Below are 14,599 nucleotides of genomic sequence, written 5' to 3'. Positions count from 1 at the left end.
CCACTCTCGCTCTGCTCTTGATGTCCGTGGGGGCAGTCGGCGGTGTCAGGTGCACCGCGACGACCACCCCTCCAGGGTTACGCTACTGCGTTGTTTATTCCTGCGGCGCCTCTTCATCGCCAGCGGCCTGGGCCTCTGGTGCTTCAACGGCATCCGCGCTTTCCTCGTAGTCCTCGTCGCCTTCCTCTTCGGATGGCTCCTGGACACGCTCCAGGCCTACCAGAGTCTCGTCGCTGGCCAGCTTGATCAGGGTGACACCCTGGGTGTTACGACCCAGGCTGGACACTTCGCCGACACGGGTGCGCACCAGGGTGCCCTGGTCGGAAATCAGCATGATTTCCTCACCATCCTGCACCTGCACTGCACCTACCAAGCGACCATTACGCTCGTTGCTGACCATGGCAATAACGCCCTGACCGCCACGCTTGTACTCTGGGAACTCACCAATCTCGGTACGCTTGCCATAGCCACGCTCGGAGGCGGTAAGAATCTGGCTACCCTCCTCCGGAATGATCATGGAGATCAGCTTCTGCCCTTCGCCCAGACGCATGCCGCGGACACCACGGGCGGTACGGCCCATGGCACGCACGTCGGACTCTTTGAAACGGGTGACCTTGCCGGCGTCGGAGAACAGCATGACTTCACGCTCGCCATCAGTAATGGCAGCGGAAATCAGCACGTCGCCTTCATCCAGTTCCAGTGCAATCAGACCAACGCTGCGCTGACGGCTGAAGGACTCCAGCGGGGTCTTCTTTACAGTACCGTTAGCGGTGGCCATGAAGATGTAGTGACCTTCGGTGTACTCCTCGACCGGCAACATGGTCGAGATGTACTCGCCCTCGTCCAACGGCAACAGGTTGACCAAAGGTCGACCGCGCGCCGCACGCGAGGCTTCAGGGATTTCGTAGGTCTTGAGCCAGTACACCTTGCCCTTGCTGGAGAACAGCAGCAGCGTGGTGTGGCTGTTGGCGACCAGCAAGTGCGAGATGTAGTCCTCGTCCTTGACGCCGGTGGCCGACTTACCTTTACCGCCACGGCGCTGCGCCTGGTAGGCCGCCAGTGGCTGGGTCTTGGCGTAGCCGCCATGGGAGATGGTCACAACCCGGTCTTCTTCCGGAATCATGTCACCCAAGGTCAGGTCCAGACGTGCATCGAGGATTTCGGTACGGCGCACATCGCCGTATTCGGCGCGGATCAGCTCCAGCTCTTCGCGGATCACTTCCATCAGGCGCTCTGCGCTGCTGAGGATACGGATCAGCTCGCCGATCTGGTTGAGGATCTCCTGGTACTCGGCCAGCAGCTTCTCGTGCTCAAGGCCGGTCAGACGGTGCAGACGCAGATCCAGAATGGCCTGGGCCTGTTCCGGCGACAGGAAGTACTTGCCATCACGCAGGCCGTACTGCTCGTCGAGGTTCTCCGGACGGCAGGAGTCGGCGCCAGCGCGCTCGACCATGACCTGCACGGCACTGGATTCCCAAGGCGTGCTGACCAGTGCTTCTTTAGCTTCCGACGGGGTCGGCGAGGCCTTGATCAGAGCGATGACCGGATCGATGTTGGACAGCGCAACTGCCTGACCTTCAAGGATATGGCCACGCTCACGCGCTTTGCGCAGCTCGAACACGGTACGACGGGTAACCACTTCGCGACGATGGCGAACGAACGCCTCGAGCAGGTCTTTGAGGTTCAGCACCCGTGGACGGCCGTCGATCAGCGCCACGATGTTGATGCCGAATACACTCTGCAGCTGGGTTTGGGCGAAAAGGTTGTTGAGGACAACCTCTGGCACTTCGCCACGGCGCAGCTCGATGACGATACGCATACCGTCTTTATCGGACTCATCGCGCAGCTCGGTGATGCCTTCGAGCTTCTTCTCCTTGACCAGCTCGGCGATCTTCTCGATCAAACGGGCTTTGTTCAGCTGGTAAGGCAGTTCGGTAACGACGATCTGCTGACGACCACCCACTTTGTCGATGTCTTCGACAGTGGAGCGGGCGCGCATGTAAATACGGCCACGACCGGTGCGGTAGGCTTCGATGATGCCTTGGCGACCGTTAATGATGCCCGCAGTCGGGAAGTCCGGCCCCGGGATGAACTGCATCAGTTCATCAACCGTGATGTCGGCGTTATCGATCAGCGCCAGGCAACCATCGATGACTTCACCGAGGTTGTGCGGCGGAATGTTGGTCGCCATGCCCACGGCGATACCGCTGGAACCGTTGACCAGCAGGTTGGGGATCTTGGTCGGCATGACCGCCGGGATCTGCTCGGTGCCGTCGTAGTTGGGCACCCAGTCGACGGTTTCCTTGTGCAGGTCCGCCAGCAGCTCATGGGCCAGCTTGGTCATGCGTACTTCGGTGTATCGCATGGCCGCGGCGTTGTCGCCGTCGACCGAACCGAAGTTGCCCTGGCCGTCGACCAGCAGGTAACGCAGCGAGAACGGCTGCGCCATACGAACGATGGTGTCGTAGACCGCGGTATCACCGTGCGGGTGGTACTTACCGATCACGTCACCGACCACACGGGCGGATTTCTTGTACGGTTTGTTCCAGTCGTTACCCAGTTCGCTCATCGCATACAGAACGCGGCGATGCACGGGCTTCAAGCCATCACGCGCATCGGGCAGTGCACGCCCGACAATGACGCTCATCGCGTAGTCGAGGTAGGACTGTCTCAGTTCGTCTTCGATATTGACCGGGAGGATTTCTTTGGCCAGTTCGCCCATGAGAAGCCTGATTCCTTTTTCTGGTGAAACCTCGTCACATCCATATGGGACGAACGAAGCTCGCCGCTGCAAAGTGACTCCTTGCAACGACTTACGACAAATCAACGAGTTAAGCCATGGATCTGCGCAGTAAAGACAGCCTCACTGAGCTGCCTTGGAAACCGTCGGATGTTACCACAATCGCCCAGACGGTGGGAGTGGGCTGCGGCACTACTACCCTACTGCTCGTCAGTATCGCCCGCTAGCCGCCGCAACAGGCAGCAAACAGGCACCAGGCTTCAATGCAAACGCTTGCGACACATCAATTGTGCCATTTTCACAGTGTCCGGGCGCTCGACAATACCTTTCTCGGTCACGATTACATCGATAAGGTCTGCCGGCGTCACGTCAAACACCGGATTGAAGGCCTCGACACTTGCACCCAGGTGCTGATCGCCGAAGTCGATCAACTCACGGCCGCTGCGTTCTTCAAGCAGGATGTCTTCGCCACTTTCCAGGTTCAGGTCAATGCTTGAACTAGACGCCACCACCATGAAACGTACGCCGTGGTGCATGGCGTTGACCGCCAACTGATAGGTGCCGATCTTGCTGGCCACATCACCATTGGCGGTGATGCGATCAGCGCCGACAATGACCCAGGTAAGGCCTTTGGTTTTCATCAGATGTGCTGCAGCAGCATCGGTGGTGACTGTCACCGGAATACCGGCACCCGCCAATTCCCAGGCGGTCAGGCGTGAGCCCTGCAACCAGGGCCGGGTTTCATCGACATACACCCGCTCGACCATACCCTCCAGATGCGCCGCCCGGATTACCCCTAGAGCAGTACCCACACCACCGGTCGCCAACGCACCGGTATTGCCGTGCGTGAGGATCGCTTGCTCGTTGCCCTGATGCTTGCGAATCAACTCGACACCCAACTGAGCCATGGTCAGGTTGGCCTCGCGATCACTGTCATGAATGGCAACCGCTTCGGCGATCATGATCGCCGCCACATCCTCACCTTCCTTGACCCGCAACAAACGCTCACGCATGCGATTGAGCGCCCAGAACAAATTGGCACCGGTGGGACGCGAATGCACCAGCAGGTCAAAATCTTCTTCCAAGGCCATTTCCCAGTCATCGCCTTGCGCCAGGCGCTGCCCCACCGCCATGGCCAGGCCGTATGCTGCGCTGATACCAATGGCGGACGCACCACGCACTACCATTGAGCGAATGGCCTGTGCCACTTGCGCGGCATCCGTACAGGCTTGCCAGGTCTGTTGCGATGGCAGCGCGCGCTGATCGAGCAGGTACAGGACACCATCACGCCAATCGATGGCTTTCACCGTCTCTGCTGCCAGTAACTGATCGCGCATGCCCCACTCCATCGTCCAGACATCAAAAGCGTACGATTATAGCGAGCCCCGGACGCAGACGCTCGGGTATACTTCGCCCTCAGCCCAGCCCCAGAGAAATCCTGCATGCCTAAGCCCGCTACGCCGCTCGACCTGCTGCTCCTGCCTACCTGGCTGGTGCCTGTCGAACCTGCCGGCGTGGTATTGAAGGATCACGCTCTGGGCGTTCGCGATGGCCAGATTGTGTTCGTCGGCCCCAAGACCGAAGCCCAACGCTTCGTGGCCAGCGAAACCCGGGAGTTGCCAGGCTGCCTGCTCAGCCCCGGGCTGATCAACGCTCACGGCCATGCGGCCATGACGCTGTTTCGCGGGCTGGCTAACGACCTGCCGTTGATGACCTGGCTTGAGCAGCATATATGGCCAGCCGAAGGCCGCTGGGTCGATGAAGATTTCGTACGGGACGGTACCGATCTGGCCATTGCCGAGCAGATCAAAGGTGGTATCACCTGTTTTGCCGACATGTACTTCTTTCCCAAGATCGCCAGTGAACGGATTCATAACAGCGGTATACGCGCTCAGATCGCCGTGCCGCTGCTGGACTTCCCGATACCAGGCGCACGCAGCACCGAAGAGGGCCTGCACCTGGCAGTCGAGCTGTTCGGTGATTTGCGCCATCACCCGCGCATCACCGTCGCCATGGGCCCACACGCGCCCTATACGATCAGCGACGATAACCTGGAAAAAATCCGGGTCATCGCCGAAGAGCTCGACGCGCCAATCCACATGCACATCCATGAAACCGCGCACGAAGTGGAGCAATCGCTGGCCACCCGCGGCGAACGCCCGCTGGCGCGCCTCGCGCGTCTGGGCCTGCTCGGGCCGCGACTGCAAGCGGTGCACATGACACAGGTCAGCGACGACGACCTGGCCCTGCTGGTAGAAAGCAACACCAGCGTGGTGCATTGCCCGGAATCCAACCTCAAGCTGGCCAGCGGCTTCTGCCCGGTCGAACGCCTGTGGCAAGCAGGTGTCAATGTAGCAGTCGGCACCGACGGTGCAGCCAGCAACAATGACCTTGATCTGCTCGGTGAAACCCGTACGGCCGCCCTGCTGGCCAAGGCCGTGGCAGGCTCTGCCACCGCCCTGGATGCCCATCGGGCACTGCGCATGGCCACACTCAATGGTGCCCGGGCGTTGGGCCTGGAGGCATTAACCGGAACACTGGAAGTGGGCAAGGCCGCCGACCTGGTGGCCTTCGACCTGTCAGGCCTGGCTCAGCAGCCGATCTATGAGCCGGTCTCGCAACTGATTTACACCAGCGGCCGCGACTGCGTGAAGCACGTCTGGGTCGCTGGCAAGCAACTGCTCGACGAGCGCCGCCTGACCCGCATGGACGAACAGGCACTGCACGCCACTGCCTGCGCTTGGGGCCAGCGCATTGGCGAGCACACTGAATAACCGGCAGGCAGCTGCTGTAGCTGCCCGCCCGTAACACCTTTAATCAAAGTTTCAGAGGACCGTTCCATGAGCAACGTCGACCACGCCGAAATCGCCAAGTTCGAAGCCCTGGCCCACCGCTGGTGGGACCGCGAGAGCGAGTTCAAGCCACTGCACGACATCAATCCGCTGCGGGTCAACTGGATCGATGAGCGGGTCAAGCTGGCCGGCAAGAAAGTCCTCGACGTCGGTTGCGGCGGCGGCATCCTCAGCGAAGCCATGGCCCAGCGCGGCGCCACGGTCATGGGCATCGACATGGGCGAAGCGCCATTGGCCGTAGCCCAACTGCACCAGCTCGAATCCGGCGTGCAGGTCGAATACCGGCAGATCACCGCCGAAGCGCTGGCCGAAGAAATGCCTGAGCAGTTCGACGTGGTCACCTGCCTGGAAATGCTGGAGCACGTACCCGACCCATCTTCGGTGATCCGCGCCTGCTACCGCATGGTCAAACCGGGCGGCCAGGTTTTCTTCTCGACCATCAACCGCAACCCCAAGGCTTATCTGTTCGCGATCATCGGTGCCGAATACATCATGAAGCTGCTGCCACGCGGCACTCATGACTTCAAGAAATTCATCCGCCCTTCCGAGCTGGGTGCCTGGAGCCGCGAGGCTGGTCTGGACGTCAAGGACATCATCGGCCTGACCTACAACCCGTTGACCAAGCACTACAAGCTGGCCAACGATGTTGACGTCAACTACATGATCCAGACCTTGCGCGAGGAATAAGCATGCGCCTTAGAGCAGTACTTTTTGACATGGACGGCACCCTGCTCGACACGGCGCCGGACTTCATCGCCATTTGCCAGGCGATGCTCGCTGATCGCGGCCTGCCCGCCATCGACGACCAGCGTATTCGCGACGTGGTGTCTGGCGGCGCCAGGGCGATGGTCTCGGCCACCTTCAACCTCGACCCGGAAGCGGCAGAGTTCGAAGCCCTGCGCCTGGAGTTCCTTGAGCGCTACCAACAAGGGTGCGCGGTGCACAGCAAGCTCTACGATGGTATGGCCGAACTGCTGGCGGACATCGAGAAAGCCAACCTGCTGTGGGGCGTGGTCACCAACAAGCCTGTGCGCTTTGCCGAGCCGATCATGCAGCAACTTGGTCTGGCCGAGCGCTCGGCACTGCTGATCTGCCCGGACCACGTGAAGAACAGCAAGCCGGACCCTGAGCCACTGATTCTTGCCTGCAAAACCCTGGACCTGGACCCTGCCAGCGTTCTGTTCATCGGTGACGACCTACGCGACATCGAGTCGGGCCGTGATGCCGGCACGCGCACAGCGGCAGTTCGCTATGGCTATATTCATCCAGACGACAACCCCAATAACTGGGGAGCAGATGTGGTAGTCGACCATCCACTGGAACTGCGCAAGGTGCTGGATAGCGCGCTTTGCGGCTGCTGATTTTGACACGGATCGCGGGGCAAGCCCGCTCCCACAACCAACCTGTGGGAGCGGGCTTGCCCCGCGAAAACGTCACACTCTTTTCATGAGGTAACCCCATGTTCGATTACTCCGCCCGCCCCGACCTGCTGAAAGGCCGGACCATCATGGTCACCGGCGCGGGTCGCGGAATTGGCGCTGCAGCTGCCAAGGCCTATGCGGCCCACGGCGCCACCGTGCTACTGCTGGGCAAGACCGAAGCCAATCTGAGCCAGGTGTATGACGAGATCGAAGCCGCCGGCCACCCCAAGCCTGCGGTCATCCCGTTCAACCTGGAAACCGCCTTGCCGCATCAGTACGACGAATTGGCGGCGATGATTGAAGGCGAGTTTGGCCACATCGACGGCTTGCTGCACAACGCTTCGATCATTGGCCCGCGCACGCCGCTGGAGCAGCTATCTGGCGATAACTTCATGCGCGTGATGCAAATCAACGTGAATGCCATGTTCATGCTCACCAGCACCCTGCTGCCACTGCTCAAGCTGTCGCAGGATGCGTCGGTGATCTTCACCTCCAGCAGCGTCGGGCGCAAAGGCCGGGCCTACTGGGGCGCTTACGGCGTTTCCAAATTCGCCACCGAAGGCCTTATGCAAACCCTCGCTGACGAACTGGAAGGCGTTGCACCGGTACGCGCCAACAGCATCAACCCGGGCGCTACCCGCACCAGCATGCGCGCACAGGCCTACCCGGGCGAGAACCCGGAGAACAACCCACTGCCCGAGCAGATCATGCCGGTGTACCTGTACCTGATGGGCCCCGACAGCACTGGCGTCAACGGCCAGGCGTTCAACGCCCAGTAACCTCAGCCTTCGACCAGTTCCGCCTGAGCACGGGCGGGCTGGCGTTGCTCCACTTCCAGCTGCATGCAGCGTTCAAGAAACAGGTACATGTAGTCGTAGCTCTTGCAGATGGCCCGGCGCAATTCGGCCTGTAGCGCCTGCGGCGGGTTGTTGCCTGCCAGGGTACAGACGATTTCCAATGCTTCCCAAGGGTGGGCATCGTCGTACTGGGCATGCATCTTCAACCACTTCATCGCGCGCTTGCGCCCTTCTTCTGGGAATCCCTGGGCATACACGCCGGTTGAACAGACCACTGCCGACCACTCACCCGTCGCCCCTTCAATCGCATAGTTGGTCGCCGCAATCGCAACAACCAGCGAATCGGCAGCACAGGTATGCCAGCACCAGTCACTCAGACCGTTGAGCTCGGTCGGAACGTCCTGGGCCTGCAGGTCTTCCAGGCTCACACCGTGCGCCTGGCTCCAGTACAGCCAGTAATCGGCATGATTGAGTTCAACGCGAATGTTGCGCATAAGCCAGCGCCGCGCCATGTCTTCGCCAGGGTGACGTGCATAGCGGGTTTTGGTGAGGTTGGTGGCCATGTACAGGGAAAACTGCTCAACCACCGGCCAGCCACCTACCAGGTACTGGCGCATGGTACGAGCACTGAGGCGGCCATCGCGCATGCGTTGATAGAGTTCGTGTTCTACCACCCGGCGTTTGCTTTCGAAACAGTCCTTGATTAACTGTTGAGCCCACAGCGGGTAACTGGTCGGGTCCATCAATGGGCCCGTACGGATAAACGCGTCAATCACTGTCAGCTCCTTATTCCTTGTGATTATTGTGCGGATTTCAGCGAAAGGTCCCTGGTGCCTTGAATAACAAGGGCCTCGCAACCATCCGTTGACGTTGCAGACTTTCACAGGTGAACACTTGCGGTCGCTCGATCAGATACCCCTGGGCATAATCGACGCCTATGTCCTGCAGGGCCTGCTCGATCAACGGCGTTTCAACGAACTCAGCAATGGTGCGTTTGCCCATGACATGACCAATGTGATTGATGACTTCAACCATCGCCCGATTAACCGGGTCATCGAGCATGTCTTTGACAAAACTTCCGTCGATTTTCAGGAAGTCTACAGGCAAATGTTTCAAATAAGCGAACGACGACATCCCGGCACAGAAGTCATCCAGGGAGAACCTGCACCCCAGGCTTTTGAGTTCGTTGATGAAGCGTATCGCACTCCCCAGGTTGGCGATGGCGCTGGTTTCAGTGATTTCGAAACAAATCATGTGTGGCGGAATCGCATACTCGCCAAACAGACGCTTTAAATACTCAAGAAACTTGTCATCGCCAATGCTGCTGCCGGACAAATTGATCGCGCACATTGCCAGAGGCCCCTCGCGCTGCTCGTCCAGGCACTGACGAATCACCTTGAACACACTGCGCACCACCCAGCGGTCCAGGGCCGTCATCAACCCGTAGCGCTCAGCCGCCGGAATAAAACTGTCCGGCAGAATAATGCGCCCGTTTTCGTCTTGCAGGCGCAGAAGAATCTCAATGTGCCCTGGCCCATCTTGCGGCCCCAAAGCGGCAATTTCCTGGGCGTACAGGCAAAAGCGGTTTTCCTCCAGCGCTACGTGCAGACGTTGTATCCAGGCCATCTCACCGAAGCGGATGGACAATTCGCTGTCGTCAGTATGGTACACCTGCACCCGGTTACGACCCTTCTCTTTGGCCATGTAACAGGCCATATCAGCCGCCCGCAAAGACGCCTCCAAGGTAGTAGGCGCCTGAGCGATGTGCACCAGCCCCAAGCTCACCGTGGTCATGAACGGCCGACCTTTCCAGACGAAGTGCAAGCTTTGCACCGCCTGGCGCAAGCCCTCAGCGATGCGCTCAGCCTGCTCTTGCGGGCAATTCTCCAGCAGGATGCCGAACTCATCGCCGCCCAGGCGCGCCAGGGTGTCTCCGTCACGCAGCCCGGCCTGCAACACCGCGCAAATGTGCCGCAACAGTTCATCGCCGGCCGCGTGCCCGCAGGTGTCGTTGACCAGCTTGAATTGATCAAGATCGAGAAACATCAAGGCATGCCGCGCCGGTTTGCGCGCCAGGGCATTAAGGGCCTGCTCCAGGCGATACTCGAACTCACGGCGGTTGGCCAGCCCGGTCAGCGCATCATGGGTCGCCTGCCAGGAAAGGTTGGCGATGTACTGCCGCTCCTGGGTCATGTCGTGCAGCACCAGCACGATGCCCCTGACCTGCCCTTCGGACATGATCGGCGCGCCCACCAGCGTTACCGACACCGTGCTGCCATCAAGCCGCTGGATCAATTGGGTGTGCTCACTACCGCTCTTGAAGCCACCACTGAGGATGCGCTCGACCAGGGTCTGGCTGTCTTTCTCGGCATTGTCATCGAGCAGACTGAACAGTGACGCCAATGGCAGGCCCTGAGCTTGCGCCGCATGCCAGTGGGTCAGTTGCTCGGCGGCCGGATTCATGTAGGCGATGCAGCCTTCGACATCGGTGGTGATCACCCCATCGCCAATGGACTCCAGCGTGATCTGCGCCCGCTCTTTTTCGACCTGCAGGGCGTTGGCGAAGGCCTGACGCTGTGCCAGCAACTTACTTGAGCGCATCCACGCCAAGGCGATCAGAAACAGTGCCGTGGCAAGGTTGGTCACCAGCAGCACCCGCAGCAGCATGCGAGACCCCTCACCCAGCGCATCGCTGAAAGCCCGGGCAGCGGGGGTCACACCGTCATTGATAGTGGCAATGCTTGATTTCCACTCAGCCACGTCCTGGGCACTGGCGGTACCCGAACGAAAACCTTCGTGCATCCGCTGCGCCAGTTCGCCCAATTGACCGAGAAAGCCATCCCCCACCGCCCACAGCTCAATGGCTTTGCTCAGGTAGCTGACATGGCGGAAGTTAAGGTACAGCCAGATGAGGCTGGAGACGTCATCCGGATGGTTGCCTCCCTGCAGAATGCCACGGCGCGCGGCCTCCAGATCCGGGGAAGGCAAGTCCAACGCGACACGCAACTCGTGCCCACCCTGTGGAACCGCAAACGCTTTTTGATACTCACGAAACACCGCTTCGTCGCGGCTGTCGGCGTACTGATTGAGGTAGTAAATTGCGTCTTTCTGGCCCTTGGACCAAAGACTCTCCCCCGCCACGTATCCGCGCACGGCAGACAAGGCGTACAGGCTTATACCCCCCAACAGCGCCTGGAACAGCACTACTGCAACAAATGGCCAGATGATGCCCAACAGGTGCGGGGCTTCGAGAGTCCGTGTTTGCTTCATGAGGTCCCTTTCACAAAGAGCCGAATAATTCTTTATTTTATAGATGCACAGCCTAGGCTATTTGCGCCCAACAAGAGAGAGCTTTTCTCATTTGCTCAACAGGTTGCCGTTAACTCTGTTGCAAATGACCGTACAACTTGGCGTACAAACCACCGTCAGCAATCAACTGCTGATGGTCGCCATCTTCGGCCACATGCCCACCATCGAACACCAACACGCGATCGGCCTGCTTAACGGCCGACAGCCGGTGCGCAATGATCAACGTGGTCCGTGCACTGAGGAAACGGGCAAGGGCCTGATGCAGGTTGTATTCGGTGGCCGCATCCAGGGCTGAAGTGGCCTCATCGAGAATCACCACTTTAGGTTCGGCCAACACCATGCGCGCAATCGCCAGCCGCTGGCGCTGGCCACCTGACAAGCGGACCCCCGAACGGCCGACCACGGTATCAAGCCCGCGCGGTAAAGCCGCGATGGTGCCCTCAAGCTGGGCAATGCCCAGTGCCTGCCAGCACGCCTCGTCGCTGCAGTCACGGCCCATGGTGAGGTTGGCGCGCACGGTATCGTTGAACAGCGATGGGTGCTGCAACACAACAGCGACATGCTCACGCAAGGTTTCCAGGCCGATCTCCTGCAAGGTCGAACCACCGAAGCGGATGGTGCCAGCCTGAGCGCTGTAAAGCCCCAACAACAACTGCACCAGGGTACTCTTGCCACCACCGCTGGCGCCGACAATGGCCACCTTCTCGCCTGGGGCGATGGACAAGTGCAACTGGTCGAGCACCGGCTCGTCGGCATAGGCGAAGCGCAGTCCCTGCACTTCAATGCCAACGGTGTCACGCCCCTTGAACGGGTCGACACCTCCGGGGAATTGCGGCTCATCGGCACGCGCCAGCAACTCATTGAGCCGACTCAATGCGCCGCCGGCAGCGTAATAGGCGTACTGCAGGTTCAACAACTGCTCTACCGGCCCGATCATGAACCACAGGTAGCTGAACACGGCCAGCATCTGCCCGATCGACAGGTCAGAGAACAAAACCGTGAGCATGGCCGCAGCACGGAAGATATCAATGCCGAACTGAAACAGCAGACCACTGGCCCGACCACTGGCGTCGCTCTTCCACTGCGAGGCTACTGCATAATTGCGCACTTCTTGGGCACGCAAGCCCAAACGCCCGAGGAAATAGCCCTGGCGGTTGCTGGCACGAATTTCCTGAATGGCGTCGAGGGTTTCGGTCAGCGCCTGGGTAAAACGCGAGGTGCTGTCGTTCTCCAGTTTTTTCAGGTGTTTGACCCGCTTGCCCAACTGCACCGTGGCAAAAATCACCAACGGGTTGAACAGCAAGATCAGCAGGGCCAGCTTCCAGTGCATCCACATCAGGATGGCCGCAGTGCCGGTCAGGGTCAGCATGGCCACCAGGAAGCGGCTCAGGGTTTCACCGACGAACTTGTCCAGCGTGTCCAGGTCGGTCACCAGGTGCGTGGTTACCGTGCCGCTACCCAGGCTTTCGTATTCTTTCAGGGAAATACGCTTGAGCCGTTCGATCAAGCGAATGCGCAGGCGATAGACAATGTCTTTGGCAAGCCCGGCGAACAGCTTGGCTTGCACCACGTTGAAGGCCAGCGCCGCGCAGCGCAGGCCCAACGTCACCACCAGCATCAAGCCAATGTAGCCGGCTGCCACCTGCCAACTGCCAGGCAGTAGTTTATTCATCCACTGCAGCGCAGCATCGCCGTGCCCGAGCAAGACTTCATCGACCAGCAACGGCAGGAGTAAAGGGATCGGCACACTGCATAGCGCCGCCAACACCGCGACACCGTTGGCAATCCACAGGGCTTTTTTATGGTGTAGCGCCAGGCGGCGGATTTCCGCCCAGCTCAGGCGATCGGCAACAACCGGGGCAGGCCCCGGCACAGGGTCGGGTGACCCTGGCAGGTCAAGCACAAGCGGCCTGCTGCAGCCAGCGGCCGAGCAGCGGGCTCAAGGCGTCGAGTGGCTGGTAGCCATTGGTCAACAACGCCAACTGGCCGTTGCGCTCGGCCAACAAGGTGGGGAAACCGGCAATGCCCAGGTCCTGCACCCAGGTAAAATCTGAGGCAGTCAGCGCGCGCACCTCAGCACTGGCATAACGCTCGGCGAACAGCGCGCGCTCGAAACCGACCTGCTCGGCCAACTCGACCAGTTTGGGGGCACGGGTAACATCATCCCCCCCCTGGTAGAAGGCGTGCTGGATCGCTGCGAGCAACGCCCAGGTACGCTGACGGTCAAGCCCGCGGGCCGCCACCAGCGCCCGACAGGCCGGCTCGGTGTCATAGACAAAACCGTCCGGCATCGCCCCTTCCAGGGTGAAGGGTTGGCCAGTGGTCTGGTGAACCGCCTGCCAGTGCTCAAGGATGTAACCGCGGGTCGAGGCATCCAACGCAGTGCTGCCTGTGCGCAAGCCGCCGGGCACCAGGTGGGTGTCGATCCCGGCCTCGCGCGCCTGGGCGATCAGGGCCTGGGCCACTGGCGCAAACCCCCAGCACCAGGAGCACATCGGGTCCATCACATAGAGCAGGCGTGCAGACATCTATCAGGCCTCGGCTGCTTTGCGGTAGTTGTGGCCGATCGGGTGTGGCTGGTTACGGGCCTTGGCCAGCTCGATCTGCTTCTGCCGGTCAATGGCACTGCGTCGGGTCTTTTCGCTCAGGCTGTCCCAGCAATGCGGGCAGCTGATGCCTGGCGAATAGTGCTCGGACGCACGGTCTTCCACGCTGATCGGGGTACGGCAGGCATGGCACTGATCGTAGTCGCCCTCGCTCAGGTCGTGACGCACGGTGACCCGGTTGTCGAACACGAAGCAATCACCCTGCCAGCGGCTTTCATCCTGAGGCACCTCTTCAAGGTATTTCAGGATCCCGCCCTTAAGATGATAGACCTCTTCGAAACCTTCACCGAGCATGTAGCTGGAAGCTTTCTCGCAGCGAATACCCCCGGTGCAGAACATCGCCACTTTTTTGTGACGTGCCGGGTCGAAGTTTGCCTTGATGTACTCGGGGAACTCACGGAACGTGGTGGTTTTCGGGTCGATTGCACCTTCGAAGGTACCAATAGACACTTCGTAGTCATTGCGGGTATCGATCAGCAGCACTTCCGGATCGCTGATCAACGCGTTCCAGTCCTGCGGCTCGACGTAGGTGCCGACCTTTTGGTTCGGGTCTACACCCGGTACACCGAGGGTGACGATCTCTTTTTTGAGCTTGACCTTGGTGCGGTAGAACGGCTGTTCGTCGCAGTAGGATTCTTTGTGGTCGATGTCCACCAGGCGGGCATCGCTGCGCAGCCAGGTCAGCAAGCCATCGATACCTTCACGGGTGCCGGAAACGGTGCCGTTGATGCCCTCTTCGGCCAGCAGCAAGGTGCCTTTGACACCGTTGGCCTGCATCGTTTCGAGCAGCGGCTCGCGCAGCTCGACGTAATCTTTCAGGGTGACGAATTTGTACAGTGCCGCAACGACGATAGCGTGGGTCATGCAAACAATC

Annotated in this window: 11 protein-coding genes; 4 read left to right on the top strand and 7 right to left on the bottom strand. The window is 60.1% G+C overall.

Annotated elements, in window-relative coordinates:
* Positions 1-94: 94 nt before the first annotated feature.
* On the bottom strand, positions 95-2,722 hold the full coding sequence (gene gyrA / locus E1573_RS18320; protein ID WP_133215990.1) for a DNA gyrase subunit A: 2,628 nt from the start codon (positions 2,720-2,722) through the stop codon (positions 95-97).
* A gap of 278 nt (positions 2,723-3,000) precedes the next feature.
* Positions 3,001-4,077 carry an S-methyl-5-thioribose-1-phosphate isomerase gene (mtnA, locus tag E1573_RS18315; RefSeq protein WP_133215989.1) on the bottom strand — a complete coding sequence of 359 codons (1,077 nt, stop codon included), beginning with the start codon at positions 4,075-4,077 and terminating at the stop codon, positions 3,001-3,003.
* 105 nt (positions 4,078-4,182) lie between these two features.
* Here mtnA and E1573_RS18310 point away from each other — a divergent pair, with 105 nt between their 5' ends.
* The 4 genes from E1573_RS18310 to E1573_RS18295 all read left to right on the top strand — a co-directional run bounded on the left by E1573_RS18310 (position 4,183) and on the right by E1573_RS18295 (position 7,792).
* On the top strand, positions 4,183-5,514 hold the full coding sequence (locus E1573_RS18310; protein WP_133215988.1) for a TRZ/ATZ family hydrolase: 1,332 nt from the start codon (positions 4,183-4,185) through the stop codon (positions 5,512-5,514).
* Between the two features lie 66 nt (positions 5,515-5,580).
* Positions 5,581-6,279 carry a bifunctional 2-polyprenyl-6-hydroxyphenol methylase/3-demethylubiquinol 3-O-methyltransferase UbiG gene (gene ubiG / locus E1573_RS18305; RefSeq protein WP_133215987.1) on the top strand — a complete coding sequence of 233 codons (699 nt, stop codon included), beginning with the start codon at positions 5,581-5,583 and terminating at the stop codon, positions 6,277-6,279.
* 2 nt (positions 6,280-6,281) lie between these two features.
* Positions 6,282-6,953 carry an N-acetylmuramic acid 6-phosphate phosphatase MupP gene (gene mupP / locus E1573_RS18300; protein WP_133215986.1) on the top strand — a complete coding sequence of 224 codons (672 nt, stop codon included), beginning with the start codon at positions 6,282-6,284 and terminating at the stop codon, positions 6,951-6,953.
* Between the two features lie 98 nt (positions 6,954-7,051).
* Positions 7,052-7,792 (top strand): YciK family oxidoreductase, encoded by a 741-nt coding sequence (locus E1573_RS18295; protein ID WP_133215985.1) that lies wholly within the window; start codon positions 7,052-7,054, stop codon positions 7,790-7,792.
* A gap of 2 nt (positions 7,793-7,794) precedes the next feature.
* On the opposite strand, the gene E1573_RS18290 is transcribed toward E1573_RS18295, so the two are convergent.
* From E1573_RS18290 to E1573_RS18270, 5 genes are all read right to left on the bottom strand, one after another.
* The gene (locus tag E1573_RS18290; RefSeq protein WP_371925191.1) at positions 7,795-8,553 is read right to left on the bottom strand and encodes a TenA family transcriptional regulator; all 759 of its coding nucleotides are present in this window, start codon (positions 8,551-8,553) and stop codon (positions 7,795-7,797) included.
* Between the two features lie 70 nt (positions 8,554-8,623).
* Entirely contained in the window at positions 8,624-11,080 is a 2,457-nt protein-coding gene (locus E1573_RS18285; RefSeq protein ID WP_133215983.1) for an EAL domain-containing protein, read from the bottom strand.
* 109 nt (positions 11,081-11,189) lie between these two features.
* A complete protein-coding gene (locus E1573_RS18280) occupies positions 11,190-13,022 on the bottom strand; it encodes an ABC transporter ATP-binding protein (protein ID WP_133215982.1) in 1,833 nt (610 codons plus the stop codon).
* Positions 13,015-13,647: a DsbA family protein gene (locus E1573_RS18275; protein ID WP_133215981.1), complete on the bottom strand. Its 633-nt coding sequence runs from the start codon at positions 13,645-13,647 to the stop codon at positions 13,015-13,017. The genes E1573_RS18280 and E1573_RS18275 overlap by 8 nt, the downstream gene beginning before the upstream one ends.
* Positions 13,648-13,650: 3 nt before the next feature.
* On the bottom strand, positions 13,651-14,589 hold the full coding sequence (locus tag E1573_RS18270) for a rhodanese-related sulfurtransferase (RefSeq protein WP_133215980.1): 939 nt from the start codon (positions 14,587-14,589) through the stop codon (positions 13,651-13,653).
* Between the last annotated feature and the right edge of the window lie 10 nt (positions 14,590-14,599).

It is taken from the genome of Pseudomonas sp. H9, from assembly GCF_004353925.1.
In the GTDB taxonomy this organism is placed as follows: domain Bacteria; phylum Pseudomonadota; class Gammaproteobacteria; order Pseudomonadales; family Pseudomonadaceae; genus Aquipseudomonas.
This window is presented reverse-complemented; position numbering and strand designations above follow the sequence as displayed.